Below are 26283 nucleotides of genomic sequence, written 5' to 3'. Positions count from 1 at the left end.
GTCTTCCTGCTCGCATGAACATGGAAACAGGTCCCATTCTGTCGGAGGTTTTCCGTGGATATCGAGTTTTTTGAACCGGCCGAAGCTGCCGCTCTCATGCGCTGCACGGAGTCATGGCTTCGGGACGGCGCAACCAGCGGACGCTTCCCCCACGCGTGCTGGGGCAAAGGAAAGATCATCTTCACCTCGGAGCACATCCTCGAAATTGCCAAGCTCAGTGAGATCCTTCCCGGCGGCACTGGTTCGCCTTCTGGCAGTCTGCCCGTGACAAACGAACGGTTGATCGGTACCCGCTCTAAAGTCAGGCTGGCTACAGCCAACTGAATATGCGTGATTGATTCCTGCCAAGGATGTGCGTAGTGCTCCAAAGCGGATGCTCACGGATGGTAACGGGCGCCGGGTGTGTGGCAAGCACCACGGTGACGGTTACCCGCGGCAGGCGTGGGCCGAAGTTAGCGTGGAGCGAAAGCGACCCCTATGACCCAGAGGACTATGAAGACCACCTGCTCGCCCGCCAAAGTTCTGACCGCCGCCACCGCCTTGATGCTGGCTGCGTCATTAGTAGGTTGTGACGCCAACTCTTACGCCTTCGAAGCGGTCGGTTCTGCTCCAGGCCTCCCTGGTCGAACGACGGCAGATCCGGAAGCTGCCGGTGACGCGGCCAGTGCGCTCGTCCAACTGGAGACCATCCCGGTGAAAGGTCGAGCTCCAAAGACAGGCTATACCCGCGATGAGTTCGGGCCAGCCTGGGCGGACGTTGACCACAACGGTTGTGATACCCGCAATGACATTCTTGCCCGGGACCTAACCGACAAGACCTTCAAAGCTGGCACCAACAACTGTGTAGTCGCTGGAGGCACCTTGGCCGACAAATACACCGGCACAACGATCACCTTCGTCCGTGGCCAGGACACGAGCTTAAAGGTCCAGATCGACCATGTTGTGCCCCTGAGTGATGCTTGGCAGAAGGGTGCACAGCAACTCAGCGACGAGCGGCGTAAGGAACTAGCCAACGACCCGCTGAACCTCATGGCTGCTGATGGACCCACCAACGCCGCCAAGGGCGATAGTGACGCGGCGACGTGGCTACCGCCGGACATAGCCTTCCGGTGCGAATACGTCGCCCGCCAAACTTCCGTCAAGGTCAAATACAGTCTCTGGGTCACCCAGGCCGAGCATGATTCTATTGCTGGCATCCTCGAGGGCTGTAAGTAGAGGAAGAACGCTCATCTTCAACGGGGCCTATCTAATGAGGACAAACCGCCACGCTTTGCCACTACAGATATTTGCTACCGCCGATGGGATGCGTACGAAAAAGCGTGTACCGGGTGGACGAAGCCGCCGGCGACACCGACCGGCGAGGGTATATCTGAACATGGACAGCTTCGGGCCGAGTCTGCGGTGGAGGTCGGTCAGCCGCCGAGGCGGGTGGGCGAGCTGAAAGCGTCGGCACCGCAGGCGACCGAACTGGCCCCGCGCACCTGGAGGGCCACAGACGAGAGGCCTTGCAGACGCCCCGCAGACGCATCGGCCCCCAGCTACCCGGGTCAGAGTCTTAGGCCTGTGCGCACCCCGGCGTATATCCGCCGCAGGGCCAGAGGGCTGCCGTCCCGGGGAAGCCCGCGTCCCTTGGCTATCGGATCTTTGGTTCCGGGTAGGATGCGTCCTGGAAAAGTCCCTATGACGAGAGAAGGGTCATGCCGGATTCGCCTGGCGCCATGAAGGAGTCCCTGCGCGACGATGAGTCCGCTTTCCGGCAGGACATCGAAAAATGGGCACTAGCAGCCGTGCCGGTGCTCCAGGAAGTTGCCGGATCGTACGGAGGCTTCATCACCTACAAGGCACTTGCCACCCGGGTCTTCGAGGAAACAAAGACCAGCACACGGATGCTCGTTCCGAACTTTAGCTCAAGGCTGTTGAACCGGGTCATCCGCCTTTGCCTGAAGAACAATCTGCCGGCCTTGACGTCGCTGGTGGTCAGTGCAACGGACGGGACGGTCGGAACCGGTTTCGACGCAGTGTTGCGGGCCTCCGGACGGGAGGTCCCGGATACCGCACTGGAACGGGAACGTATTGCCGCGGCCGAGCGACTGGAATGCTACAAGAAGTTCGGCGCTGACGTGCCTATTGACGCCAAACCTCAGCTGACACCCAAGTATGAGGCCCGGGTGAACCCGCCGAAGCAGGAAGCACCCAGACCGAAGCCGGTGTGCAGCGTTCACGGGATCCAACTGCCGGCCACGGGAGTCTGCGACGACTGCGCGTAAACGGGGTGAACGCCCGGGGAAATGATGCTGGCCGGGACGCTCAAGGCGGCTCTACCCAATAGGCCGTGTCGCGGTCTGCGATTCGCACCGCCCGGTCGCCCATGGTGCCCACGGCTGGTACGTGCGCGGCGTCCAAGCGGCCCTCGCACTTGAGGAAGTAGGCCTCCAGGTCGAAGCGGCACCAATCCGCCGGTCTGTCCTTGTCAGCCTGGGCGGCTACCGCGTCGGTGACCTCGCCGAGGTCACCCGGCACCGGTAATTGGTCGAAACGCCAGCATTCCTTGGGAGAAATTGCGGGATCCTTGAGCCGGGTTGCCCGGCGGTGGACGTAGCCTCTTGTGACGCACACCGATCACTGGGGGAGACCGATGTTGAAGCTGCGCTTTGCGACATTCGTGCTGGGATTACTCACCGCAGCGGCCGGCGCCGCGGGCGGCTTCCTGCTGCCCGTGGCCCAGTCCTGCCCTTCCGCGTTCAACTACGCGCAGGAAGTGCTCACGGGCCCGAACGCCATGGCCGTCCGAACGAGCTGCCGGGCCAGCGCCCAGCAGTACGCCCCAGTCTGGACGGCTGTCATTATCGTAGGAAGTGTCGTCCTCCTGGTCGGCATCATCTGGATTCTCAGCTCGAGAAAGAAGGCGACAGCGGCCACAGGATCTGGGGCGAAAACCGAAGCCAGCGTTCAGCCCGCATCGGCTAGGCGGAAGGCCGCGCCTCGACCGGCACCCGCTTCAGCGGCCGAACGCGTACGTTCTGGGCCCGCGTGGCCGCTATTCCTTGGCGTAGCGATCATCGCCGTGGGCATCTTCCTCGGCTATACGGTCAGTGTCGGCCCGTACTGCGACGGAGCCTTCACCAGCCAGACTTCGGCCGCCGGAGCGGACATCGCTAACGCCATGCACGGGCGGACAGCCAATTACTCGGGCGCCTGCCGGGCAGCTGCCGGCCAACAGTCGGCGATCTACTGGGGCATCATCGGTTTCGGGGCCGCGGTCATCATCCTCGGGCTTGTTCTGAGAACTGTCCTTGGCCGCAGGCCGCAGGTAAACCCCAGTCGCAACGTAACCGCTGAGCTTGAACAGCTCGCCAAACTGCTCGACCGCGGCCTGCTCACTCAAGACGAATTCAACCAACAGAAGGGAAAGCTCCTCGCCCAGAGCTGACGAAGCCTCGGGACGGCCACTGTACCCGTACGACTTGGCGGATTCAGTTGGGGCCCCACGCAGGCAGGCTGACCCCGACCTTCAGAAGAGACGTTCCAGCTCGCCACAAGCCCGCCGGTCCGGGCGGTGGCCAGTTCACCAACGCGGAGTGGCGTCGAGGCAACCGTCGCGCTGGGCGCCCTATGGCCGGTCGAGACCCAGTGGAAACGCCGCGGCCACGACTCTTACCCGCCGGCCGAGGAGGTGACCTCCTGGCCCGCGCTCTACGCCACGGACAACGACGGACCCATCGGGGACAAGCCCATCCGGGCGCACTACTTCCAGGCGGCATGGACCGGTACATCGCCGAATACGACCCCAAGGAAAACGAGGCGTTCGGGTACTCCGACCTCGGCTTGGGCCACGGCGAGTGGGGCTACATCCCGATCGGCGACGTCGAGGAGCTCCGCGGACAGTTCGGGCTGCCGATCGAGTGCGACCTGGACTTCAAGCCCGGCACGCCGGCCAAGGAATGCATCCCACGGCACATCGCCGACGACGCCGCAGCGGACGGCGACAAGGCAGCCATTGAGACTGCGCAGGACCAGACGGTCGATACCATGATCCGGAACGCCGTCGATGGTGAAGCCGTAGCTGCCCTGGCCGCCACGTCCGCGGAAGCCGATGAGGGTAAGACAGGGAAGCCGGTTTAGTACGGGGCGCCACCGGGCAGTATTCTTCCTAGATCGCTAGCTGCAGTTACCTGGGGGGACAAGCATGACCAGCACGCAGATCGAGGATCGCAAGGACATATCTGAGCGAAGCACGCATGCAAGACCGTCTGGAATCATCGATTTCTGGCGGTCCGCATTCGTTCGTTGGTTCCTGCTCGTGGCCGCCATGTTTTTTGCCACGGCATGGTTTGCCAGCCTCGTACCGTACAAGCCCGAATGGGGTGACATCGCAACTTGGATTGGCGCCATTGCAACTGGTAGCGGCCTGATCTTCACTGGAAGCCAGATCCGTCACCAGATCCAGCAGCGCCACGAGCAGATTGAGAAACGCCAAGAGGATGACAAGCTGCTCCGCGAAAAAGATGCGCGGGCAATCGGGGTCAGATCGACGTGGGTTTCTTCGAATTCATCCCAGCCATACGTACTGGGTCAGACGACGCACACTGTTAAAGTGACTATCCAGAACAAAAGCGCTAATCCGATTACCAGGCTCAGCATCGCTGTCTGGGATCTCAGGGAAGGTAGCGACTGGCGGGACCTGGCACCGGAGGGGTTCGAGCAGGAACTGGCAGGAGCAACCGCTAATGGGCTCATCACCGCCCAGAACGACGTTTGCGTCGATCGCTACGTCGGCACCTTCATGGCCGACGACAAGGAGACTTTCTATCTGTCGATAAGTCACCCACTGGCCGGCCCGAGCGGAAGCGTTGGCGCCAACCCTCTGGTGCTCGTCTCCTTCACCGACACCTGGGGGCAGGCCTGGGTGAACAGTGACGTCGATGGATGGCGAATGTAGAGCTCGTAAGCACGGCTGCCGCCTCGCCTGGCTTTTGCGCTGCGGCGGGTTCAGATACCGGGTCCGCGGGCCATCGTCAGGGCCTGAAAGGGTTCTGACCAAGAATGTCGGACGTAGCCAGCCGGTGTAGGAGTTGGCGGTGGCGCTGCTGCAGTTCCGTTAATTTCCTTGGTCGAAAGGCCGGTGAAGATGAGGTACGTTTCCGGCGGACCGCGAGCCCGTCCGGTTTGAAAACTTCCTGAGGCCAAGTCCTTCGTCCACAACAGCTTTACGGTCCGCACGAAGCTCGGACCGACCCTACCGCCTTGCGATTGGTCCTTGAAGTTAAACGGGCTGCCTTGGATATTTCGAGATTGGCTGCGACTATGCCTTCTTGCTGAAAGCGGCTCCATTTGACCCCAAAGAAGGCCCAGTGTCGGCGGTGGGCCGTTTGTTCGCATCAACGGTGGCCAATGTGGTTATGATGACCGAGCAACGGAACTGGTAGTCGGTCAAAGTCATAAGATGAAATTCACAATAAACTTAGCGATCGATACTTAACACCGGCTCCGGCTCACGGGGTGACGTCATCGAGGCCGGGGAGCAGCACAAGCGGGGTTGGGCTGTGTAGGCTCCTGCCCGTGGGCATTCAATCAGAGGAGTCAAAGTGAGCCGTAGCGACCAAGGCGATGAGTGGGTCAATAAGGATGTCCGAGTCCCAGAGGGAGCGTATCTGGCGTCATCGCATGAGACTCCAGGTGCAGAACGTGCGCTCCTTTTCGACCGTGAATCCGGCAATAACTTGGGCCCGGCGGAAGTCAGGGATTCAGAGCGCCTGACCGATGAAGAACTACGGCAGCTTATGGCTATTTGCCTTGCGGTGGGCGTAGCGGTTGGCTCTGCGGTGACCTTTGTTGTTGCCAAGGCCCCGGACATCAAGCGCGGGTGGAACGAAAAGGTGCTGCCGGCCGTGAAGGCGAAGTGGAACGGTGTCCGGAGTCACGGGGCCGACAGTCAAGTGGGTGGAAGTGGAGACGAGCCTGCAGATGAACCCGGTCAGGAGATTTCCGCCAGACCGCGGCTGACCTTGGTGAACCCCGAAGCTGACAAGCCAACTTCGGGATCCGCCGCGCCTGCAGCCTGAGTAGCGGGTCGGAGCGCCGCAGGAAGCCTGGCCGTGGAGTGTGACTGGGGAGCCACTGCGGTCCGTCGACTGGCGCAAGTCAGGCGACGGAAGCATCGGGCACTTGCACCCCTGCAAAAGCCAGCGGACCCTGCACTGCAGTGCCTGCCGCCCCGGGAACTGCTGACACCCCCGGAAGGGGGCTGCTCTTCCGGCCGACATCCCCGGTTCCGTCGATTCCTCGCCGCCGCAGGCCACAGCGCTCTTCTACAGCGTCACGAAGGACCTGACGGGGCTCAGTGACCCCGAGGTGGCCGAAGCCGGTATGAGCTAGTGCCACCAGCGGGAGTCGGAACGTGTATCCTCTATCTGAGGTTACGAGCAACCGTAGACACCAGCCCCCCGACCGGGGTTGTCTGCCTAAAAAGGGCCCCAGTGGCTAACGCTCGACTTTTCCTTAGCGGTTTCCATGGTTGTGTGCATCTTCTGATTCCTGGGTCGGCAGGACAAATCGGAGGATTTCCGTGGCCATTCCAAAAAACCTTAAGAAGACAACGCGCCTTGTGGCTCGAGCTACGGGGCAGACATATCTGCAAGCACTCAGACTCCGCACCGCCCATGGCTTTCCAATCGTCTGCGCCCCTACCCCTCCTCAGGAGGAGTTGGAAGGGGCCTTGCTTTCCAGAATTGGCGACCTTCTTCCGAATGAGATGGACGGGTCGGATCACCTCTTCGGGTTTGGAAAGGTTTTGCCGACCCCAAATAGTCTGATTCTCGGGCCCGTTGCTTCCGCTTTGCCTCCCAAGTTATCCCTCGACCTAATGCCCGTACTCGATTCCTCGCGGGTGTCGCCGCAGCTCTACGGGGTTCCTGGCCTGAGAGTGCGACCACATCCCCTTGGCCTTAGCCTCTTCCGGCCTGAACTGGACGCCGAAATCATCATCACGGGCACCACTGCCCAGGAATGGGAACTGGACCACCAGTCTGGGCTCGCTGAGGAACATCGGCTCGGTACATGCCTGGCCACCCGCTATCCTGCAAGCTGGACGAGCCTGGAGTTGGAACATTACAAGGACGGCCTTCCACAGGATCCTGTGTGGCAAAGCGCTCTACTGCGTCGGATCGGTCTGATAGGTGCACTGCGTCCTCGTGTGATAAGCACCTATTGGTCACACGGACAGGGCGTCGTCGTCGAGGTTCAGCAGCCACGTTTTGATGCCCCCGCCTTAGATCAGTTCATTCGGGACTTCACCTGGCCAATGCTGTCGCCCGAAGTTGCTTACGTCCCCGAGGGCGATATTACGAGCCGTGGAGGCTTGAGCCATTCGATCCACTTCAGGACGCCACGGAGCCTGCACCTCCTGACGATACGCTTCGTTCAATTGCCGCGCTCTTAGCCTCGGGAGCAAGGAGGTCAGCCGCCGCGGCCATGCCTGCATAGATAACAAGCATGATCAATCGTCGAGAGGGTGAAAACGCCCGCGCCGCCATCTACACCCGGATTTCCAAGGACCTGGCACTGGAAGGTTTGGGCGTTGCCCGGCAACTAAAGGACTGCCGGGAACTGGCAGAAAAGTATGGCTGGACCGTCGTTGCGGAGTTTGAAGATAACGACATCTCCGCTTCCGGCGGGAAGAACCGTCCCGGTTACGAGCAGCTAAAGGCGCTGATGGAAGCGAAGGCTGTCGACGTGGTCGTCGTATACGCGGCGGATCGATTGCACCGAAACCCAAGAGAGCTCGAAGATTGGATCGACCTGGCCGCACGGACGGGAATAAACGTCCACTCGGTCACGAGTGGAACAATCGATCTCAGTTCTCCTGACGGCAAGACCATTGCACGTGTGGTCACGGCCTTCGCAGCTGGCGAGGTAGCGAAAACCAAAGCCAGGATAGCCAGGAAACATCTTGAGCTGGCAGAGTCGGGTGCATGGCCCGGGCGGGCCTGTTACGGATACACCGCAGAAGGCGAGATAGTCGAGGAGGAAGCCGCAGTCATTCGAGAGATGGCTGCTCGTGTCCTGCATGGTGAGAGCTATAACGACATAGCGCGAGATCTGACAGCGCGTGGAATACCTACTGCTCGTGGAGCAAAGTGGCGGGCAGCGAGCATTCAAGGCATCCTCAGAGCACCCCGCATAGCGGGACTCCGCGTTCACCACGGAAAGATCTCAGCCAAGGGTCAGTGGGATGCCATCATCTCTGAAGAAACACTAGCGATGCTTAGAGCTAAACTCGCCCCGGGCCGTTCCGAAGGCAAAAAGAGGGGAGGTGCCAGAAAGCATCTGCTCACAGGATTGCTGGTGTGCTCTAAGTGCGGCACTGGAATGGTGAAATCCATCAATGGGAAGTCAAAGAAGCCTTCCTACAGATGTCCTCGCAACGCCGGAGCAGCGGCGTGCGGCGGAACGACTATCGTCGCAGCAGAGACTGAAGCTTGGTTAGCCGAGGCTGCCTTTCAGTTTCAAGACGCCCGAGTCGTGGACGAGGAAGAGATGACGGGGGAGTGGTTGGAGAAGGTCGGCGCCCTGGATGCCCGACTGGAAGAGCTCGCAGCGGATTACGGTACCGGTATCATCTCGCGGAACGAATGGCTGGCTGCGAGGGCCGCCGTGGAGCGACAGAAAGCCCAATACCCTGTCCCTATAGTGAGGCCCCGGGAGCTTACGACAGGCGCCATGCTGAGGCGATGCCTGGCCCGATATGCCAACAAGTGCCCGCCGAGCCGTTCTGGACGACATCTTCGTCAGAGTCGTGGTCACGCCAAGACGCCAGGTGACCGGCTTGAAGACCTTCGATTCCGATCGACTCGTCCCCGAATGGAGGGCTTAAACCTCCGCCGACCGCTGTGGCGGGCGTCCTTGCATAGAGAGCAAGCATGGACGTAAACCAGCAAAGCATCACCAAGTGGATCGCAACTACCAGGACCGCACAAGGCCTGACCGGAACAGTTTCGCTCGACCCAGCACTCCACGCTAGGACTCTCGGCGCCGTAGACCGCGTGGCTGGAGAAAAAGCACGGGGAGACGCCGCTCAAGGAGGTCCCGCGGCGTGAGTACGCGACAGCCCTGCTCGTCGTGGCCCGGCATACCCGCCAACCGCAGTCGCATCACCGTCCGCAAAGAACTTAGCCGGACCTCCTCGATGAGGACTGCCGCCGGAACGAGTAGAGGGCTTCCTCACCAACTGTTGATGGATTTTCGGCGAAGATGGTTGTTCGGCTTTAGACGGTTAAGGCAGCCGATCCTTCTAGCTGGTGAATCCGTAACCTAGATCCGCCACGAGCCCCTCAAGATTTTAGGACATGCAGAAGATCCGTGCTTGTGGCCTCAGCCACCTGCCTCCGCATTCCGGAAGCGGCCCAGCAATCCGGCCGCGCCTGTCTTCCTTGGCTGGATCCCCGCCGGGAGATTCCGGTTCAGGTCCCAGGACTTCACTTCCTCTGCCTCCCAGATGTCGAAAAGGTCGTCGGACCGGTTGCCGTGCCTGTACTGGGCCTCCTCCCAGAAGACCGGCAGGGCGTCGAGGAAGACCACGTGCAGCCCATCGGGCAGGTCCAGTTGCGGGATCAGGTCATCGAAACGTTCGGTCAGGACCCAGCCCGTGAACTCTCTGCCTTTGATGACCTTCCAGTCGCCGGCGACGAAGACTCCATGCTGCGGCACGGTACCGCTCTTGAGGACACTGAGGGCCATGTCCGCGAAGCCTTCCAGGACGGCGTCATCCCCGGGCCTTACTCCGACGAACAGCTCCACAGCGTGGTGGCGGGCATCTGGTCCGTAGTGGCTGGCGCCTGCTGAGGCGTAGAAGTGGACACCGAGGCGGGTGGTTCCTGCCGGCCATTCGAAGACGCCTATGGCGCGGCCGTCACGGGTGCGCATCTCCCGCAAGACTGGCTCAGCCCCGACGACCTTGGTGTAGTGCTCGCGCAGCTGCTCAACGATCACCGGAGACCTCCCCCTCCATGTCCCGGCACTGGATGTGGACGCGCTCCGGCTGCCCCGGGTCATCGCCCCAGATGCAAATATCGGCGCCATCCGAGGTGGTCCGGAAGCGCGCGACGCAGTCGAGGTACACGGTTTGGACTTCGATCAGTCTGCGGCTCGTGTGCAGCACGCCTTCATGCAGCATAACCAGGGCAGGGTCGTCCGGCTTCCCGTGCCCCGATAGTCACCCTCACCGGGCCATCGACGTCGTGCTGGACGGCCACGCCCCATGCGTTGTAGCTGGTCCAGAAGTTGGCAATCCCGTCGATGTCGGGGATGACCAACTCCTTGTCCGCTTCGGACATCAGCCACATCAGGGCATTGGGGAACGGGACGGTAGCGCTGAAGACTGTGCTCATTCGGCCGGCTCGATCAGTTCGGGGCCGTTGTTCCGGACACTGTTGACCCGCGGGCTGACAATCCTCGGCACCAGGGTCGGCTCGGGAAGGGAATCGAGCAGGTGCTGGACGTCCCTTCTATCTGACAGCTCTGGGTCCAGCCACTCCTGAAAGCGGTCACGCGGAATGATGACCGGCGACCGGTCGTGGACATGACTTATCTGGGGGTAGCCAGAGGGTGAGACACATGGGCGTGGCGCCCCAAAAGGGCCGTGCCTTCCTTTTATCCTCGGGGTGTGAGCGACGTTGCTCAAGCTTCTTTGATTGGCCGGTTCCGAGCCGAACGGGCCGTGGCGTCCCCTGAGGAAACGGCATGGGTCATCATCGACGCTGACTGGAACTTGCACGTAGAGGCCTGCTCGTACCTGGCTTCACTACGGGCTGCGGACCGCTCGCCAAACACGGAACGAGTTTATGCAGGCCGGGTAGCGCTCTTTCTGAACTACTGCGAGCTGGCCGGGGTCGACTGGCATGACCCGGAGTTCGCACAGCTGCACGCCTTTCTTCGCTGGCTGGTGACTGAGCCTGTTCAACGGCCGGGCGCTGCAGGTCCAGGGCGGCTGAGGTCAAAGGGCACAGCGAACGCGATCGTGACCACTACCAGTGAGTTCCTCAAATTCGGCGCGAGGCTCGGGTGGGTTGCAGTCCGTGTGCCGGGCATGCTGTCACAACCGAAGTACCTGCACTTCGTCCCTCCCGGGTTCGATACCGGAGAGCGGGATCAGTTCCGCACGGTTCAGGAACGAACGCTAAAGTTTCGCGAGGGCACGGCCGAGCCGCAGTTGCTTATGGAGGACGAGATGGCGGCCGTGGTGGCGGCTGCGTCGAACGCTCGCGACCGTTTCCTGGTCACCGCCCTGTTGGCTACAGGGATGCGGATCGGCGAGGCGCTCGGGCTGAGGCGTTCAGATGTGCATTTCCTGGCACGCTCGGAAGCACTGGGCTGCGGGATCCCGGGGCCGCATCTGCACGTGATCAGACGGATCAATGAGAATAGTGCACTCGCCAAGTCACGCTATCCGCGGACGATCCCAGTCACCGAACGGCTCGTGGAGGCGTACTCCGACTACCAGTTTGAGCGGGACCGCTTCGGCCCCGGGGTCGACAATGATGCCGTTTTCGTGAACTTGTTCCGGGAACCGCGCGGAAGGTCCATGAGCTACTCCAATGCCAAGGAGATGGTCGACCGTTTGGCGCGTGACTGCGGCTTCACTGTTCGACCACACATGTTGCGACACACTGCCGCGACGAGATGGATCGAAGCCGGAGTCGACCCCGACGTCGTGCAGGCACTGCTGGGCCACGTTTCCTTCACGTCAACTGAGCGCTATATCCATGCGTCGAAAAAACGGATGCGGGAAGCCGTCGAGACTACTGCCAGCGCTAGGAGGGACACTTCACGGTGAGCGAATCAACCATCACCAGGTCTGCAATCAACGAGCCCTCCCCACCCCGGCTTCCACCGGTCCTTGACCACGAAACGTGGCTGCGATGGCTGGAAGAGCGAATAGACCCCACTTGGCGGCTTGAAGAATGGGACGGGGACAACTGGTTCTTCGGCGGTGACCCGGAACGCGAAGGCAGCACGGTCACCCGCTGCGCCGTCCAACAATGCGGAACGAAGCTCGAAGAAGAAACTCTTTGCACCGTGTGTTGGAAGGCCTGGCGGGGCTCAGGTCTGGCAATGGAAGTCTTCACGGCAGAGTATTCGCCGGCGCGTAAGAAGATCCGCCCAGGGACAGAAGCCTACGGATGCCTGGTCAGACGCGGTGCAGTTTCATGTGCACGGCGGGCGATCTGTCGAGGTCTATGCCGCAGCCACTACAGCCTGTTGCGCCTACATCAGGCCCGGGACAGTTCTCTTAGCCTCGAGGCCTGGCTTTCCGCGGGGCAGGAACCATACCCTGCCGATCATCGCAGGTGCTCGGTGCCCCTGTGCGATCAGCAGCCGGATCTGGGCGATGGGCTGTGCCGCTATCACCACGGGCTCTACCGGCGAGAAGGACACGAAACATCCGCCCCGGAGTGGGCGGCCACGGCCCACCCACACCTAACCGCTGGTCAGTTCTCGATGCTCCCGCTAGAGCCTCTCGTCCGCGCGGAGCTGCTATATGCCCTCCAATGCCGCGACAGGTCAGGCGGCCGAATCGTGCCGAAAATGCTCCGGAGGCTGATCAGGGACATTAAGCGTCATGAGCACCTGGTTGGTCTGGGCCCCGACCAGCTCTGCCCTAGCAGCGGTAGCAGCAAAGACCTGGACAGCCACCGGCGCGACATCATTCACTGGCTGCAGGTCGGCTACGAGGAGATGACCGGCGCCGACCCCACCCGTCGCCTTATCTGGGACTTCCGGACCCTCGACCTGCGCGGGAGCACCCGGTCCACGCACCGCCGAACCCATGGCGGCAGGGCCGATTTCACTTCAATCAGCCAAGCCTGGCTGAGGGACCTCGCGATGGAAAAATGCCGAACCTTCACGACTAGCACCAAAATCCTCGAACTCCTCAACGCAGTCGAGGTGGCATCACGGGCCCTTGAAGCCACCGCAGACGGCGGCCACCACATCAAGGACCTCGGCCCACAGCACCTGGACGCCATCACCCAGGCCTTCCGGAACTGGACCCACCCTGACGGGCAACCGCGCAGCACCACCCGCCGCTATGTCGGACTCGAAGCAGTGTTCGCCCTGGTCGACTTCGGCCGCCGCTCCCGCAAGTTGGAAGGTGTCACCGACGCCTTCCTGCGGGACCCCGAGGCCCATCGCCTCCAACTGGACCCACCGGCACGAGAGGAAGTCGGCAAAGCCATTCCAGAGGCTGTCATCACCCAGCTCGATCAGAACCTGGCCCAATTGGAATGCAATGCCAAATACCCCGATATGGCCGAGGACCATCAGCGCCTCATGATCCGCACCCTGTACATCGTCTTGCGTGACACCGGACGTCGGCCACGAGAAGTCTGCGCACTCCGCACCGACTGTGTTAAGTTCGATGCCGACGGACCCGTACTGATCTGGGACAACACCAAAGCCGGCCGGAACCGACGCCACCTGCCAATCCCTTCAGAGACCGCCGAATCCATCGCCGCCTGGCGGGCAGTCAGAGACACACTAACCACCGGCGATCCCCGCGACGGCTACCTCTTCCCCTCCGGAACTCCCGATCGAATCGACCCTTACTTCCGGCCGGCAAGCCTTGCCCGGTCGCTGAAAATCTGGCTCGATGCGATACCGGATCTGCTCAGCGACGCCACCGATGCCCGCGGTGACCGCATCCCCTTCGACCGGTTGAAGGTCTATCCCTACGCATTCCGCCACTCGTACGCCCAGCGTCACGCCGACGCCGGGGTACCAGTCGATGTCTTGTGCGAGCTGATGGACCACCGGAGTATCTCGACTACCCAGGGCTACTACCGGGTGAACCAAAAACGGAAGCGCGAAGCAATCCGGACCCTGAGCATGCACGTCACAGACCGCCGCGGTCACCCCGCGCCGACCGCTTCGAGCACAGCTTATGAAATGCGCTCGGTGGCAGCCCCGTTCGGCAACTGCATCGAGCCGTCCAACGTCAAAGCCGGCGGAGGAAGCTGCCCCATCCGGTTCCAATGCTCAGGCTGCGGCTTTTACCGCCCGGACCCGTCCTACCTGCCCGTGATCGAGGACCACATCCGCTCGCTCAAGGCTGACCGCGAGACAGCAGCCGCCATGGACGTCGACAGCTACGTGCTGCGCAACCTCGATGACCAGATCGACAGCTACCGGCGCGTCCTGAGCGCCATGAAGGATCGCCTGGACGCCCTTCCGCACGAGGAGCAACAGGAGGTCGAGCAGGCCGCCATTCTGCTCCGCCGCCTACGCGCCGGCAGCGGCAGCCGCACACAGCTACCCCTCACCGTCAAAGTCCGGGCACGCACCCCATGACGACGGACACGACGCGGGACCCCGCGCCCAGAACTCCCGCCCAAGTGCTCCTGGAATCCCGGCAGAAAGAAAGCCGCAATAAACGGGCAGCTGTCACACGGGAACTCAACACAATGCTCGAAGACGGCGATCCGATCACCTTCGTCAAAGTCGCACGCAGGGCCAACGTCTCCACGTGGCTCGTCTACTCGCCCGGCACACGAGAACAGGTCCAAGAGGCCATCACCAAGCAACGTCAGCCCGACACGGCTACCAGCCAGCCGGCAGGAATCGAGTCTCTCCGAACCGACCTGGCACTGGCCCGTCAGGAAATCACCGTCCTCCGCCGCGAACGCGAGGACCTGCGGGCAAAGCTCAGGCAGGCGCTCGGCCGCCAACTAAACAACCTCAGCACTGCCCCTCTGGTCGACCGTCTCAACCGCCTCGCCGGCGAACTGGCGGAGACCCGCGCATCAAATACTGAACTAAAGCTCCAGGTTGCGGCCCTGCAGGACGACCTCACCGCGGCCCGAACCAGCCTCCGGCGCATGATCCGAGAGCGAAACACTGACACTCCCGGATAGCGTTTGACTCAAGCAAACCGTGAAGAGTGGCACGTTCGGCCGCGTTTCTGTGTCTGCCGCTTGCCGCGAAACTCTAAGATTTGAGACCATCTGGCGTGTAGCGTTTAGGGCACCCCGGATTCTGTTGGTCGAAGCAACACCTTCTTTCAAGGTGGTCCGACATGTATCTCAGCTCCTCGTCAGCAGCAGGCATCCGGTTTCTTGCCTCGGTCAAGCTCGGGCACGGTCTCAAAGCGTCCGCCCGACATGCTGGCATCGATAAAGAGGTCGGCTACCGCTGGCTGCGTGAGGAGTACTTGCGCCTGCGCCGTAACGGCAAGACTCCGAGCGAGACGACAGCGGAACTGGGGTTCAGCACGTCCCGGCTGGCGGCGTGGGAAGCTGACGTCGGCCAAGTCAAAGACCGCCATCATCTTCGGATGAATATTGACGAGGAGGTCAGCTTTTGGGCGGCGTTTGATCGCGGGGAAAGCCTTGGGGAGGCAGCCACGGCAGCGGGAGTGAGCCGTTCGACCGCTTATCGGTGGATGCACCGTCGTTTCGACCAGCTACGTCAGTCCAAGGTGACCGTTAGGCGGTGCCAGGACCAATTGCGTCTGACGGATCGTCTCAGCCTGAACTTCGAACGCGACCGATTATCCCGACTATCGAACGGGCGAAATGCCGCCACGGCGGCGCAGCACGCCGCTGTCTTCTCCTCCGGTCGTTATGCAGACCAGACCACATGCTCGGTGCGGTGCTCTCAGAGGCGCAGCAGTACCGTGCTGCGCGGGCCCAGAAGTATTGGCAGCTGATGCGCAACGGGGTGAGCAATGCAGAAGCATGCAGACTTCTCGGTATGCACCGAAGAACGGGGACGCAGCTGCGTCAAGCCAGCAATTTCCAGATCCCGCCCATCACAGCGCCGGCCGTAACTGCCGGCCGCTACCTAGACGCGCGGGAGCGGTTGCGGATCGCGGACCTGCTTCGGCTGGGGCACTCGATGCGGCGCATCGCGGTGGAACTGGGCCGTCACGCTTCCACGATCAAACGGGAACTCGACCGTCATCGTGACGCTCAGGGCGTCTACCTGCCCCGTACCGCCGATCATGACGCCCGGCTGCAACGGGCCCGACCGAAAGTGCATAAGCTCGCTGCCAACACGCGGCTGCGCACCCTTGTGCAACGCAAGCTCAACCGTTTCTGGTCGCCGGACGAAATCTGCGGGTGGATGAAGAAGACATACCCCGATGACCAGACGATGCGGTTGTGCCCGGAAACGATCTACCGGGCACTGCTGCTGCGTGAGGACCACGGCCTGCACCAACGGTATGCCACGAAGCTGCGCACCGGTCGTCGGATCCGCAAGACGCGCTGGCGCACCCGCATCGGGCAGGGATCCCGGATCCGCAACATGACCATGATCGGCCAGCGGCCGGCAGAGGCGGAAACCCGTCTAGAGGCTGGCCACTGGGAGGGTGACCTCATCGTCGGCGTCGGGTCAGTCTCGGCGATGATGACACTCAGGGAAAGGAAAACCCAGTACGGCATCATCGTGAATCTTCCCCTGGATCACACCGCTGCGAGCGTCACCGCGGCCGCCATCAGCGCGTTCGCAAAGCTGCCAACACACCTGAAGCGAACACTCACCTGGGACCAGGGCGTGGAAATGGCCAGCCACGAGGAACTAACAAAGAAGACCGGGGTTCCGGTCTACTTTGCCGAACGCTCAAGCCCCTGGCAGCGCGGGGCTAACGAGAACTTCAACGGGCTGGCCCGCCAGTATTTCCCCAAAGGCACCAACCTGGCCGTTCACAGCGTTGAGCACGTCTCGCACGTGATGCGCGAACTTAATGAACGGCCAAGGAAGACCCTCGACTACGACACCCCGGCAGCACGATTCAAAGCCGAACACACCGGGCAGGCCCCCGCTTTGCGATAGCCTCAAAGCACCGGGTAACGACCCGGAAATCACGCATCTGTTGCGTCGACCCCCAGAAACCGCCGCACCTTCACCGGGCAATTTCTCGGGCGGGTCATACGGGAATCAGCCATCCCGCCTGGAGAGTAGACGTCGGTTGAATTTTCCTGCTCCACCGCATCCTCCTCGGCTGAGCAGCGCCCCGCCCACCTCCGAAAGTGCGACAGAGCCGAAAACTTGGCACCCCCGAGCACGCCGCGATGGCGGTCACCATTCCTGCAACGATCAGTGTCACGGCGGCGCGAAATGCATGACGCATCCGTTACACAGCTTCGTTCGCGGCGAGGAACACTGAAACCACACATGCAGAACTCGGAGTCGAGCTTCGGAGTTCTCGCTGAACTGCGAGAATCACCGGACGGATCTCGTCGTATCCACCGGGGATCCGTGCGGGGGTATTCCGTGACAGCACCTCCGCTTCGTCGGCGGCCTTCCGTGCAGCATCGAACTTTCCGTTCGCGCCAAGGGCTACGGCCCGCACGGTGAGCGCGATCGGCAGGAAGTGTCGATCTCCTCCGATTCGGAAGGAGTTCACGGCACCGAGCGACACTCCTTCGGCCTGGGTGTAGGCGCCGCGGCGAATCAGGTCGATCGTCTGGGGCACGGAGCCGATTGACTCGCGGCCCATGTCGCTAATCCCGTTCACTGCCTTTGTAGCGCGGACGCCAACCAGCCCGATAACGAATGCCGTCGTCCATGCACCGACCATCGCCAGCCATTGCCCATTGAAAAGTGCGATTACCCCGCCGATGCCGCAAGCAATTTGCAGAAACCCCAGAAAAGCCCGCATTCGTCTCCCCAGACCGAATATGTGTCCCCTACTTTGGGAACCCTGGTCGAATCATGCCATGAGCCATGGCCACTCCCATTCACCGCCGCACCGCACCGCTTTGACGAAGGTCAGCCGCGAGATCCATCAGTACGAAGACGTCGCGTCGCGGGCCCCCTGCCTGATGCTGAGCGCCTGCCGCCGTTCCCCTTATGGGACAAGTCAAGGGTCAAGCAAACTCTCAGCAGTCTTCCGGAGATAGTACCTCCGCCTGCCGCGAGGATGCTGGTGCCAGCTCAGCCGCCGGTGCCCATCCGATCACGCGCGCAACTCACCACGGCGGACAAATCGAGCCCGTAGGTTGGCCCTTCACCGGAACCGTACTCCTCGAGCCGGGCCGCGCCGCGATCGAAGAGCCGGAGCGCGCCAACGCTGTTCCCCCGGGCAGCGTGGGTGAGCCCGACGCAGACCTGGGCGAGACCTTGCCAAAGGTCACGTTCTTGGGCCGGCCCGGCTTTCCAGCGGGCCTCCAGTACCTCATGCGCGGCGAAGGGCCGGCCCGCTTCCACCAGGTTCCGGGCCGAGACCAACGTCTCCGCCGGCGGCAGCGGCTCCTCGGAGACCGGCTCCACACCGGCGCTTCCATACGGCAGGGGCCGTCCAAGAGCGTCACGTGGCCGGGCCTGCCGCGGGCGCCTTAAAGCATCCTGGTCCCGGTCACCGGTCATTGCAGTTTCCGCTCTGAGCGTCCATGGACCTTAGCAACCTTCATCCGCCCAATGCTAAGGCTCGGCCCTTCGAAATGAGCCATGCACTTCCCTTGGACCCCATGCTTTGATTCTTGGTGCGCGGTCAAGGATTCCCTTGCGGGCCGCACTGTGCGCCAAATAGCGGTGCCAAAAAACGTCATATCGATGAAAGTCACATGTCGCGGCGTGTCGCCATTTTCCGAAGTGCTGGCCCTGGCTGTTCCAGTTCCTAGGAACTGAGACGCTAAATGTTCCTACCCAAGCGCTGACCAATAAAATTCAGGAATGATTTCTGACTCTATTCCTTGGCGGGACGAGCTACTCCGAGTTGCAGATCGGCTCGAACAAAAGTCATCGCAGAGGCGCTGGACCGAACGAAGCAGCTTCATTGTCGAACGGGACATCATGACGAGTGCCTATGCAATTAGGCGGCTGCTAGAAGCCGGTAAGGTCTCCAGGAAAACGTATGCCGCTACCGTGCCTGTTCTGAGACACGAGGCGAGAGGCGTGAGGCCAGACATGTGGAACCGTCATGAGCTCGAGGATCTTTACGACCTGGATGCTCCACAGGCGAGCCAACTGGCTCTGCGGAAGTACTGCAATCAGCTCATCCACAGTTATGTCTGGGGAATCAATGCATGTGAGCGTACCGGCCTGTTTGACGGAGTGTTCGCGGCCTCCGAGAAAGACTGCCACGAACAGGTTTTCTTCGTACCAGTCAAAAGCATGGTTGATGTATGCAGGCGGATTGGCGGGGAAGAAATATGGGGCAGCAATCTGCTCAGAGATAAAAGCGGGGCTGCCTACTGGGTTTCCCTGACCCGAGAAGAGGTGGAGGCGGAAAGGCGAGGGGATCTCATGGATGATCCGGTGGGGTGATGCACAGAGCGGACACCCACCCAGCAGCGCTGTCATCGCTGCAAACCCCTCCGGGGGCGACGCTATGACAGAGCTACGACACAACTATTAATGTCGGACCCTCGCCCCTATGCTGTGAACATGAAAATGCATATTGGGGGCGCCACGTTGGCGGCATGTCCGATTCTCAGCGGTTGCGCGGAACCGCAGGCCGTTTCTTCGACTCCAACAGCCACGCCCACGCCGACACCCACGGCTACCGTTGCCCAGTTCGCTAGCATCATCACTGAGAACGAACAGGAATGGCGGGAATACGAGGAGAACATAGGGGAATGCGCATTTGCCTCTATTGGTACGACTGCGACTGACTTCGCTAAACGTACGACCTGCCGGTTCACTGCACAAACGGTCACCTTGACTGCAAAGACAGCAGCCCGGCAGATACGCGCCCTGCCCAAGCCCCCGTCTGAGATAAGCACCCTAGTCAACCGCACGCTAGGCACGCTCGACACGATAGCCTTGAACGACGCTTCCGCCGCCTGCAAAGAAACCGAAAGCGCGAGCTGTGACGCGGCCGAAACGCGGGCAAACGGTGACATCCGCCCACTCATCCCCATCTTGGACGCATGGAAGCCCTACACGAGGTAATTAGATGCGGGAATTTCACACGAAGCCCTCGGTCGAAGCCGGGCAAAACCAATCAGCCGACGCAATCGAGGCGTGGAAACAGCAACGTGAAGCCTCTGGGTCGGCGGAAGCTCATACCTCCCTGGCTTTTGAACAGTTACGGAACACTCTTTCGAACCTTCCGGTTCCCGATTTCGAGCTGAGCGTGTCTGAACCGCATGCAACGCAAAAGCAGGCCGCAGAGCAAACCGAGCATTTATACGAGATGCGCGTTCTCGTGGAAGCGGTGAGTCAGACAATGAAGAACGCGGAAGCAGACCGTGCTAGATCTGAGCACGAGCAGGCTCAGCAAAAGACCTTCAACAAGCGCATGACCATCGCAGCCATCACTTTGTCCTTTGCTGCTGTCGTAGTACCGTTCCTGATCTTCTATTTGGAGCACGGCTGGTGGTGGGAACCGTACCGTCCCTGATCTTTAAGTTGTAGTTACCGTGCCGGCGCAACGCTGCGGGGCTACTCGGGATACAGGTACCTCACCGAGGTCGACCGCGAGAACAGCGTTCGCCGCGCGAAGGGTGTAATCGGCACTTGCCAGGTAACCAGGACGCTCACGCTTGGATTGGCGCTCTTTCTTCGCTCTACTGCCGCTCATGGCATCACTCTAACCACGGTCTATGCCGGGTAAGGGACCACTTCCGGGCTGCACCATGCGCCAAATAGCGCTGTGAAAACGCCGCCATTTACCGCCGAAAGTCACACGTCGCGCCACTGCGATGAGCGGTCGTCCCCTGGATTCTCGATTCAAGCTGTTCTTGCAATCCTTCGTTTTCGAGAACAGCCGGCAGCCCGCAGCCCGCCATTGAGAAACCTCCCCGGGCGTCAACCGCGTCCCCGGCAGGCGCGCGGGACGACAGCGGGCCCGGGTGGTGCAGGCGACTTCTGTGAATGCTGGCGGCAAACGGCGGTGTTTTCTCGACGCCGAATGTCACGTCGGCGCGTAAGTAGGTCGGAGGCAGGGACCTTGGTCTCCAGAGCTTCAATGGGACGGGCTAGTAAGTCTCCAGACGCTGGTATTGCCCTGGGAGGCGATAGTGGTTAGTCTGGAGAACACAAGATTAGACCCCGAAAGGATAAAGAAATGTCTCCCAGTGAATTTCATTCTGTACCGGTTCCCGCCGAGGACCTCGAGGCGGTGTACCAGCTGCTTGCGGAGCGATCGCGAGCTCGCAGCGCCGTTTCATCTGCTTCCGCGTCCGCCGCAGACACGCCCCCTCACGAGGGCGTGTCTGAACGGTCCGATGCTAAGGACGAACGGGCCGACGCCAAAGACGAAGTGTGGACGGAAGAGCGACTGGCACGCGTCGCTCAGGGTGACACGATCATCACCCAAGTTCTCACCGACATCATGGACGTCATAGCACGCGACCCTCGTGGCACGCGCGAGTACAACCGGAAGGACCTCGTTGAGGAGACTGGGCACTCTGCGGGTCGCGTCACAAACACGTTCACCAAGCTCACCCCCCACTTCCGGAAGCATTACGAGACCGACTGGTGGCCGATTGTGGTCGATTCGGGTGCCAGCTTAACGCCGGCGCGCTCAGGCGCGCATTACTGGATGACTCCGGCGATCACCGATCGGTGGAAACGAATCCGCAACCTCTGAAATCCCCGAAACGAGGCACCCGAGCAGTTCGATCACTCCGGTGCCTCTGCATGTGAGCCGATTGCCCGGGCGGCACGTGGACGAACGGGCGTCGCCAGGAGCCGGCGACGTCCGCCGAGCGGCCCTCTTGTACGGCCAGATCTTCCGCTGTGCAGTCGACTTCTGACATTTCGTGCAGACGACTTCGGAAAACGACAGCAGGCTTTTGGACCGCCGCGAGGCGTCTCATCGAAGTGGCGAGCGACTCGGTGACGAGGACATCTACATGGTTTCCGTATGCACCTGAGTGAGACCCGTGAGGAGCTACGTAGCTTCCTCCTATAGAGATGTCCCCCAGCAGCACCAGCAAAGAGAGGCGGATCTCGTCTGGGACGTCGCCAGCCGCAACTGCTGCAATGAAGGGCACTGCATAGGCTGTTGCTTCATATACCGTGCCCTGGTGACAAACGTTGGAGTAGAGCCCCTCACCGATTGCGGAGGAAGGGTCGTCCCGAAGCGCGGCTAATGATCGCGCTACGTCGCCGGCAATGCCGCGTGACATGTCGGCGGCCCCCAGCGAGACGAAGCCTCTTCCATACGCGTGTTGCAGTCGACTCCAATCAACCCGGTCGAGTTCGTCCAAGGCATCGAAGCCCGTCCTGTTCGATACGGAGTATCCATACAAGTGAGGCTACCCAACCGAACACGGAAGGATCCCAATCGGACGTGCGCAGATACTGGGGATGAATCAGAAAAGCGCCTCCCCGCGGAGAACGCGCTGACTGCCCGGAAAGGGATCCCTCAGCGGGCGCTTTGAGCGCCAATGGCCGATTGAATACTGGTCCGGGAAGTGTATTTCTGCAGGCGAAACAACTTATCCAGCGCAGCCTGTGACAGCATCTGATCATGACTCCAACACGATCTGCGGATGAGCTTCTGAGCGTCGATTCTCCAGCGTGGCCCCGGCTAAACGCGCTCTTGGCCAGCTCATCCGTCGATTTCAAAGTGGTGCCAGCTGACGAAACCGCCAAAGGGAACGTGCTATTCCGGTTGCAGGTGACCGCCGCGTCGACGCTTGGAGCGATTGCATCGAACTGCGGAGCTCTCGTCGTCGATCACGGGTGGGTGCGGATTCTCGGCGCCGGCGCTAAGGGAATGGAGGACATCGCTACAGCCAACGCTCTGGGTGATCCCGACCATCGCGAGGCGCCCCCAGGCCATCTTGTGATCGCCTACGACGTCCTGGGTGGAGTCTTCGCTATCAATCACGATGATCTCCCCGCCGAACCCGGAGAAGTTTGCTACTGGCGGCCGGACACTCTGGAGTCGACTCCTTTGGGGGCCGGCCACACTGCATTCGTTGAGTGGCTGCTGAATGCAGGAGCCGCGGAGTTTTACCGGGAACTGCGCTGGCCGGGATGGGAAGAAGAAGTCGCAGCTCTGTCCATTGACGAAGGCATCAGCGTCTACCCGTTCCTCTTCACAGAAGAGGGCCGCAACATTACGACGGCGGCAAGAAAGGCAGTTCCCTTTCGGGAACTGCTCTATCTGAATGCACAAATGGCCAACAGCCTCAGACCAGAGTCAAACTAAACTTCTGCCCGCCCGGTGGAGGATCCTTCAGCGGGCACTCTCACTGTCAGGATTGTAGTCCGTACGCTACTCGATTGTGAGTTTTGCCGGGACGACTGTCCGAAGGTTCAAAGCGGCTAGAAAGGCCACCACTTGGTATTCGCCAGCACCCAAGCTCCGGAGTTCGGGATTATTTCGAAACGCTGGAAGCGTTGTTTCCTGTCCTGGTTGCAGGCTAGGTAACCGTGGGGTGCTTCCTGTGGCGTACCAGCCGTTTCCGATTTGCTCGCCGTGTTGATTCAGCACTAGGCCCTGGACATGGGAAGTGTCTTCCTCAGTGGGCATCCACTCCCGCAATGATTCGTTGACAAGGACGACGGTGATCTCAGGCATAGATCCCATCGCCATTGAATAGGTTGCTTTTGCCCAGTCCAGACGCAGTCCAGACCGGCGTTCCTCTTTGGTGGGAATCGGCCCACAGCTGGAGAAGGGCATGGCAAACTGCCAACCCTTGTCGTCTCGGGACAGTTGAACAAGCACCCACCTATCGGGTTCCCCCTGGGATGGGGCGCCCAGGATCATGGCTTCGTGGGCCCATTCCGGGTGGAAGGTGTGAACGATTCTCCAGCCATTCGGCGGAAAGTCATACGGAGCTCTCGGTGGAAGCCTGTTCTCTGCCGGCAACCAGGCGGACACGATGTCGTCCCAAGCAGCGCCCGGCCCTTCCAGGAGCGAGAGCTCAACGTCCCAATTCCTGAGCTGAACTTGTCTTGGCGCTGCGTCATCATTCCCCATGGCCATCATTCTGCCTCGTAACCACGACGTGCACCGACCTTAAGCCGATCCTTTACCGCACTCCGGACATGCAGTGGCTGTGCAGACGACTGTGGACATCTTGTGTAGACGACTTCGGAAAATGACATTTTGACCGGCGCTCCACAGGAGCGAATAGCGGCCGGTGGAGGACCGGCTTACGGGCAGGAACGAAGGGGCACGTTTCGGCTCGCCCGGTACGCTGTGGCCATGCAGATTCGTGAAGCCACCCTGGATGACCTGGGAGATGTGACTGAGGTCTGTGATGCCAGCGGCAGAACACGCTGGACCAGCGAGATGATCGCCACCAGGAACGACCGAGTCGTATTGGTGGCCGTCGCACAGGGCGAGGTCGTCGGCGTGGCCAAGACACATCTCCACCCGGATCCCGAAGGCAGCTCTCCTGCGGGCCACTATCTTGGGGGCGTGGTGGTCGCTCCGGGATTCCGCCGGCGAGGAGTCGGTTCTGCCCTCACCCGGGCGAGATTGGAATGGATCTGGTCTCGGGCTTCAATCGCTTACTACTTCACGAACGAACACAACACGGCATCCATCAGGATGCACGAGACTCTCAATTTCCGGCCGGTCGCTCGATTCTTGGAGATCCGCGGAGTGACCGCGGACGACGGCCGGTCTGAGCTCATTCTCTTTGCGGCATCCCGATAGCAGATCCTCAATCGCGCGCGTTTGCGTCAGAGTTGAAATATCACCTCGGCGTTCTCGGATTTGAGTGTCAGCGGAGTGCCTAGATCGAACTGGTCATCTGACGGGAAGGCCAGGTAGAGGATTCCTCCGAAGGGTCCGTCTGAAAGCGAGTTCATATGCGCGGTCATCAGCGTCATGCCGTTTCCATCGGTGAGCGTAAATCGGTCATGCGCCGCTGCAAGAGTTATCGCGGCCCTATGCCTGGCTGGAATTCGGGCCTCTGATCTGAGGCGAATGAGGAGATTGGTCTCTGTGGTCTCCAAAGTCTGGACCGTGAGATCCATGCCGCTCTGACGGACGATGGTCAAGTTGGACGTGAACATGGTTGCATTCTAGGCACTGGGGAATGAGCCCGTGCTGGCCCCGTAGTCACTCTTCCAACAGCTGCCCGGGACGGCCCGACCAACCCTAATGGCAAGGGAGTACCAGCACACGTCCGGTAAAGGATCCGCAAACTGGACGAAAAATGCTTCGAGGCTTCTGCCCGTGCAAGAATCGCGGCATGGATGAGGATGAGCGGCATACGAGGGACGAGTTAGCAACACTTGAGGCTCTTTTGCAGGCCCTGGACCGGCGCGATTAGGTGTTCCAGGTGGTTGACGATTCGGAGAACGTGGATGAAGCAATACGTCGTGTAGGTGAGCTGTTGGGCATCGGAGCCGTGGCCAGTCGGGCGGTCATCGACCTACAGGTGAGAAGGTTCACCCTAAGCCAGCGCCGGACCATGGCTTCCCGTGCAGGAGAACTTAGATCGATGTTGCTTGATGGGCACTAATGTCCGCTGAAGGATCCCTTGACGTGCGGGTTGCAGACGCGGGCCGAAAGCGTGGTCAGTCCGTCTCTACGGCCCCTCGCAGCGGCGGTCGAACAACGACCACCCACACCTCAGCAGTCGGTACGAGGCCAGAAACGACTCCGCGACATGCTCCGGGCTACGTGGGGCTGACCCCTCGCCAACGCCCGTGCGTCGGTCAGCCGGCCCGAAGGTTGTCCGTTGAAAGAGCGACCAGCCGAGAACGTGAGCGTCGGCGCTCATCTCGCGCCACATTCGTCGGACCGCGTCGCGAGACGTAGTATCCGCGAAAGCGTGATCAGCCGCGACGCCTGTGACCTCAGTGAGGTTCAGGGTCGCCTTGGTGCTCCTGATCGAGGCGACGTCATCACGGCGCTCGCTCAGCCACACTCGTTGATCTTCGAGGCTCGCGCGATCGACGGTTTTGAGCTGCGTGCTGTCGAGAAAGCCGTAGTACTTGTCCATTTGGACGTACATCTCTGTGAGGACGGTCAGACCTCGCTCCCGGCGCACATCGCGATCCTGGGGTCCCAAGATCCATACGGCTTGAGATGCGCCGACCAGGGCTCCTCGCAGCACCGTGAAATGTGACGAGGTGTACAGCTGCTTCGCCTGGATGGCGTCGAGTGCGAGGCGAAGGTGTTCGCCCGCGGCGATAAGAGATAGCCGTGCAAGCTGGCTGATTGCCATGCGCTGGAAGATCCCATCGTCGACCGCGAGCTCGCTTCCGGGCTCAGGTTCTTCCACTCGGTGAGCCCTGAGTCGCCAACGGTCGAGGTCGGCCGCTGTGTCGAGCATCTGGGTCAGAGCTGCGCGCTGTGTTTCGGTGATCCCCATGATTGGCACCATAGCAACGTTTGTCGACTCCCCGGATGGGTCCTCTCAATCA

Annotated in this window: 28 protein-coding genes; 18 read left to right on the top strand and 10 right to left on the bottom strand. The window is 61.1% G+C overall.

Annotation, left to right across the window (positions count from 1 at the left end):
• The first annotated feature begins 54 nt into the window (after positions 1-54).
• From QF031_RS11565 to QF031_RS11555, 3 genes are all read left to right on the top strand, one after another.
• Positions 55-324 carry a hypothetical protein gene (locus QF031_RS11565; RefSeq protein ID WP_307427955.1) on the top strand — a complete coding sequence of 90 codons (270 nt, stop codon included), beginning with the start codon at positions 55-57 and terminating at the stop codon, positions 322-324.
• 153 nt (positions 325-477) lie between these two features.
• On the top strand, positions 478-1215 hold the full coding sequence (locus QF031_RS11560) for an HNH endonuclease family protein (RefSeq protein ID WP_307427954.1): 738 nt from the start codon (positions 478-480) through the stop codon (positions 1213-1215).
• A gap of 482 nt (positions 1216-1697) precedes the next feature.
• Positions 1698-2267 (top strand): hypothetical protein, encoded by a 570-nt coding sequence (locus tag QF031_RS11555; RefSeq protein WP_307427952.1) that lies wholly within the window; start codon positions 1698-1700, stop codon positions 2265-2267.
• A gap of 40 nt (positions 2268-2307) precedes the next feature.
• Here the strand turns inward: QF031_RS11555 and QF031_RS11550 are convergent, their stop codons facing one another.
• Positions 2308-2520, bottom strand: a complete 213-nt coding sequence (locus QF031_RS11550; RefSeq protein WP_307427951.1) for a hypothetical protein — start codon at positions 2518-2520, stop codon at positions 2308-2310.
• Positions 2521-2635: 115 nt separating this feature from the next.
• On the opposite strand from QF031_RS11550, the gene QF031_RS11545 reads away from it, so the two are divergent.
• The 5 genes from QF031_RS11545 (at position 2636) to QF031_RS11525 (ending at position 8928) form a co-directional block, all read left to right on the top strand.
• Complete coding sequence (locus QF031_RS11545; RefSeq protein WP_307427947.1) at positions 2636-3430, top strand: SHOCT domain-containing protein; 795 nt, start codon at positions 2636-2638, stop codon at positions 3428-3430.
• Positions 3431-3759: 329 nt separating this feature from the next.
• Positions 3760-4122 carry a DUF2958 domain-containing protein gene (locus tag QF031_RS11540; protein ID WP_307427946.1) on the top strand — a complete coding sequence of 121 codons (363 nt, stop codon included), beginning with the start codon at positions 3760-3762 and terminating at the stop codon, positions 4120-4122.
• A 64-nt stretch (positions 4123-4186) separates the two neighbouring features.
• Entirely contained in the window at positions 4187-4939 is a 753-nt protein-coding gene (locus QF031_RS11535; RefSeq protein ID WP_307427945.1) for a hypothetical protein, read from the top strand.
• Positions 4940-5585: 646 nt separating this feature from the next.
• Positions 5586-6062, top strand: coding sequence for a hypothetical protein (locus QF031_RS11530; RefSeq protein ID WP_307427943.1), 477 nt, complete (start codon positions 5586-5588; stop codon positions 6060-6062).
• Positions 6063-7491: 1429 nt separating this feature from the next.
• Positions 7492-8928, top strand: coding sequence for a recombinase family protein (locus tag QF031_RS11525; RefSeq protein WP_307427942.1), 1437 nt, complete (start codon positions 7492-7494; stop codon positions 8926-8928).
• A gap of 441 nt (positions 8929-9369) precedes the next feature.
• Here the strand turns inward: QF031_RS11525 and QF031_RS11520 are convergent, their stop codons facing one another.
• The 3 genes from QF031_RS11520 to QF031_RS11510 all read right to left on the bottom strand — a co-directional run bounded on the left by QF031_RS11520 (position 9370) and on the right by QF031_RS11510 (position 10771).
• Positions 9370-9987: a suppressor of fused domain protein gene (locus QF031_RS11520; protein WP_307427941.1), complete on the bottom strand. Its 618-nt coding sequence runs from the start codon at positions 9985-9987 to the stop codon at positions 9370-9372.
• Positions 9988-10160: 173 nt separating this feature from the next.
• Positions 10161-10385 (bottom strand): hypothetical protein, encoded by a 225-nt coding sequence (locus tag QF031_RS11515; RefSeq protein ID WP_307427940.1) that lies wholly within the window; start codon positions 10383-10385, stop codon positions 10161-10163.
• The gene (locus tag QF031_RS11510; protein ID WP_307427939.1) at positions 10382-10771 is read right to left on the bottom strand and encodes an SOS response-associated peptidase family protein; all 390 of its coding nucleotides are present in this window, start codon (positions 10769-10771) and stop codon (positions 10382-10384) included. Before QF031_RS11510 ends, QF031_RS11515 begins: the two co-directional genes overlap by 4 nt.
• On the opposite strand from QF031_RS11510, the gene QF031_RS11505 reads away from it, so the two are divergent.
• Positions 10661-11830, top strand: coding sequence for a tyrosine-type recombinase/integrase (locus QF031_RS11505; RefSeq protein ID WP_307427938.1), 1170 nt, complete (start codon positions 10661-10663; stop codon positions 11828-11830). The genes QF031_RS11510 and QF031_RS11505 overlap by 111 nt on opposite strands.
• Positions 11831-12261: 431 nt before the next feature.
• Here QF031_RS11505 and QF031_RS11500 read toward each other — a convergent pair whose 3' ends face one another.
• Complete coding sequence (locus QF031_RS11500) at positions 12262-12432, bottom strand: hypothetical protein (RefSeq protein ID WP_307427937.1); 171 nt, start codon at positions 12430-12432, stop codon at positions 12262-12264.
• A gap of 150 nt (positions 12433-12582) precedes the next feature.
• On the opposite strand from QF031_RS11500, the gene QF031_RS11495 reads away from it, so the two are divergent.
• The 4 genes from QF031_RS11495 to QF031_RS11480 all read left to right on the top strand — a co-directional run bounded on the left by QF031_RS11495 (position 12583) and on the right by QF031_RS11480 (position 16827).
• The gene (locus tag QF031_RS11495; protein WP_307433310.1) at positions 12583-14343 is read left to right on the top strand and encodes a tyrosine-type recombinase/integrase; all 1761 of its coding nucleotides are present in this window, start codon (positions 12583-12585) and stop codon (positions 14341-14343) included.
• On the top strand, positions 14340-14906 hold the full coding sequence (locus QF031_RS11490) for a DUF6262 family protein (RefSeq protein WP_307427935.1): 567 nt from the start codon (positions 14340-14342) through the stop codon (positions 14904-14906). The genes QF031_RS11495 and QF031_RS11490 overlap by 4 nt, the downstream gene beginning before the upstream one ends.
• A gap of 161 nt (positions 14907-15067) precedes the next feature.
• A complete protein-coding gene (locus tag QF031_RS11485) occupies positions 15068-15700 on the top strand; it encodes a hypothetical protein (protein WP_307427933.1) in 633 nt (210 codons plus the stop codon).
• Positions 15631-16827: an IS30 family transposase gene (locus QF031_RS11480; protein WP_307427931.1), complete on the top strand. Its 1197-nt coding sequence runs from the start codon at positions 15631-15633 to the stop codon at positions 16825-16827. The genes QF031_RS11485 and QF031_RS11480 overlap by 70 nt, the downstream gene beginning before the upstream one ends.
• Positions 16828-17128: 301 nt before the next feature.
• Here the strand turns inward: QF031_RS11480 and QF031_RS11475 are convergent, their stop codons facing one another.
• Positions 17129-17656 (bottom strand): hypothetical protein, encoded by a 528-nt coding sequence (locus QF031_RS11475; protein ID WP_307427930.1) that lies wholly within the window; start codon positions 17654-17656, stop codon positions 17129-17131.
• A gap of 275 nt (positions 17657-17931) precedes the next feature.
• Complete coding sequence (locus QF031_RS11470; RefSeq protein ID WP_307427927.1) at positions 17932-18363, bottom strand: DUF309 domain-containing protein; 432 nt, start codon at positions 18361-18363, stop codon at positions 17932-17934.
• A gap of 306 nt (positions 18364-18669) precedes the next feature.
• Here QF031_RS11470 and QF031_RS11465 point away from each other — a divergent pair, with 306 nt between their 5' ends.
• The 4 genes from QF031_RS11465 (at position 18670) to QF031_RS11450 (ending at position 23104) form a co-directional block, all read left to right on the top strand.
• Positions 18670-19263, top strand: a complete 594-nt coding sequence (locus QF031_RS11465; protein WP_307427925.1) for a hypothetical protein — start codon at positions 18670-18672, stop codon at positions 19261-19263.
• A gap of 631 nt (positions 19264-19894) precedes the next feature.
• Positions 19895-20341, top strand: coding sequence for a hypothetical protein (locus QF031_RS11460; protein ID WP_307427923.1), 447 nt, complete (start codon positions 19895-19897; stop codon positions 20339-20341).
• A 666-nt stretch (positions 20342-21007) separates the two neighbouring features.
• The gene (locus tag QF031_RS11455) at positions 21008-21532 is read left to right on the top strand and encodes a hypothetical protein (protein WP_307427921.1); all 525 of its coding nucleotides are present in this window, start codon (positions 21008-21010) and stop codon (positions 21530-21532) included.
• Positions 21533-22417: 885 nt separating this feature from the next.
• Complete coding sequence (locus tag QF031_RS11450; protein WP_307427919.1) at positions 22418-23104, top strand: DUF2625 family protein; 687 nt, start codon at positions 22418-22420, stop codon at positions 23102-23104.
• Between the two features lie 66 nt (positions 23105-23170).
• Here the strand turns inward: QF031_RS11450 and QF031_RS11445 are convergent, their stop codons facing one another.
• Complete coding sequence (locus tag QF031_RS11445) at positions 23171-23878, bottom strand: hypothetical protein (RefSeq protein ID WP_307427917.1); 708 nt, start codon at positions 23876-23878, stop codon at positions 23171-23173.
• 228 nt (positions 23879-24106) lie between these two features.
• Between QF031_RS11445 and QF031_RS11440 the strand changes: the two genes are divergently transcribed.
• On the top strand, positions 24107-24562 hold the full coding sequence (locus QF031_RS11440; RefSeq protein ID WP_307427915.1) for a GNAT family N-acetyltransferase: 456 nt from the start codon (positions 24107-24109) through the stop codon (positions 24560-24562).
• A 26-nt stretch (positions 24563-24588) separates the two neighbouring features.
• On the opposite strand, the gene QF031_RS11435 is transcribed toward QF031_RS11440, so the two are convergent.
• Both QF031_RS11435 and QF031_RS11430 read right to left on the bottom strand, forming a co-directional pair.
• The gene (locus QF031_RS11435; RefSeq protein ID WP_307427912.1) at positions 24589-24924 is read right to left on the bottom strand and encodes a hypothetical protein; all 336 of its coding nucleotides are present in this window, start codon (positions 24922-24924) and stop codon (positions 24589-24591) included.
• Positions 24925-25442: 518 nt separating this feature from the next.
• Positions 25443-26231 carry a hypothetical protein gene (locus QF031_RS11430; RefSeq protein ID WP_307427909.1) on the bottom strand — a complete coding sequence of 263 codons (789 nt, stop codon included), beginning with the start codon at positions 26229-26231 and terminating at the stop codon, positions 25443-25445.
• Between the last annotated feature and the right edge of the window lie 52 nt (positions 26232-26283).

This window comes from Pseudarthrobacter defluvii (genome assembly GCF_030816725.1).
Lineage (GTDB): Bacteria > Actinomycetota > Actinomycetes > Actinomycetales > Micrococcaceae > Arthrobacter > Arthrobacter defluvii_A.
The sequence above is the reverse complement of the archived record's forward strand: the minus strand, read 5'-3'. Positions and strand labels throughout refer to the sequence as shown.

Coding starts and splice junctions, on each gene's coding strand:
- QF031_RS11515 (WP_307427940.1), bottom strand. CDS start 10,385: ATGAGCACAGTCTTCAGCGCTACCGTCCCGTTCCCCAATGCCCTGATG.
- QF031_RS11535 (WP_307427945.1), top strand. CDS start 4,187: ATGACCAGCACGCAGATCGAGGATCGCAAGGACATATCTGAGCGAAGC.
- QF031_RS11470 (WP_307427927.1), bottom strand. CDS start 18,363: ATGACCGGTGACCGGGACCAGGATGCTTTAAGGCGCCCGCGGCAGGCC.
- QF031_RS11555 (WP_307427952.1), top strand. CDS start 1,698: ATGCCGGATTCGCCTGGCGCCATGAAGGAGTCCCTGCGCGACGATGAG.
- QF031_RS11435 (WP_307427912.1), bottom strand. CDS start 24,924: ATGTTCACGTCCAACTTGACCATCGTCCGTCAGAGCGGCATGGATCTC.
- QF031_RS11485 (WP_307427933.1), top strand. CDS start 15,068: ATGTATCTCAGCTCCTCGTCAGCAGCAGGCATCCGGTTTCTTGCCTCG.
- QF031_RS11560 (WP_307427954.1), top strand. CDS start 478: ATGACCCAGAGGACTATGAAGACCACCTGCTCGCCCGCCAAAGTTCTG.
- QF031_RS11430 (WP_307427909.1), bottom strand. CDS start 26,231: ATGGGGATCACCGAAACACAGCGCGCAGCTCTGACCCAGATGCTCGAC.
- QF031_RS11475 (WP_307427930.1), bottom strand. CDS start 17,656: ATGCGGGCTTTTCTGGGGTTTCTGCAAATTGCTTGCGGCATCGGCGGG.
- QF031_RS11440 (WP_307427915.1), top strand. CDS start 24,107: ATGCAGATTCGTGAAGCCACCCTGGATGACCTGGGAGATGTGACTGAG.
- QF031_RS11490 (WP_307427935.1), top strand. CDS start 14,340: ATGACGACGGACACGACGCGGGACCCCGCGCCCAGAACTCCCGCCCAA.
- QF031_RS11480 (WP_307427931.1), top strand. CDS start 15,631: ATGCTCGGTGCGGTGCTCTCAGAGGCGCAGCAGTACCGTGCTGCGCGG.
- QF031_RS11540 (WP_307427946.1), top strand. CDS start 3,760: ATGGACCGGTACATCGCCGAATACGACCCCAAGGAAAACGAGGCGTTC.
- QF031_RS11460 (WP_307427923.1), top strand. CDS start 19,895: ATGCGGGAATTTCACACGAAGCCCTCGGTCGAAGCCGGGCAAAACCAA.
- QF031_RS11545 (WP_307427947.1), top strand. CDS start 2,636: ATGTTGAAGCTGCGCTTTGCGACATTCGTGCTGGGATTACTCACCGCA.
- QF031_RS11465 (WP_307427925.1), top strand. CDS start 18,670: ATGATTTCTGACTCTATTCCTTGGCGGGACGAGCTACTCCGAGTTGCA.
- QF031_RS11450 (WP_307427919.1), top strand. CDS start 22,418: ATGACTCCAACACGATCTGCGGATGAGCTTCTGAGCGTCGATTCTCCA.
- QF031_RS11445 (WP_307427917.1), bottom strand. CDS start 23,878: ATGGGGAATGATGACGCAGCGCCAAGACAAGTTCAGCTCAGGAATTGG.
- QF031_RS11455 (WP_307427921.1), top strand. CDS start 21,008: ATGTCTCCCAGTGAATTTCATTCTGTACCGGTTCCCGCCGAGGACCTC.
- QF031_RS11525 (WP_307427942.1), top strand. CDS start 7,492: ATGATCAATCGTCGAGAGGGTGAAAACGCCCGCGCCGCCATCTACACC.
- QF031_RS11495 (WP_307433310.1), top strand. CDS start 12,583: ATGCTCCGGAGGCTGATCAGGGACATTAAGCGTCATGAGCACCTGGTT.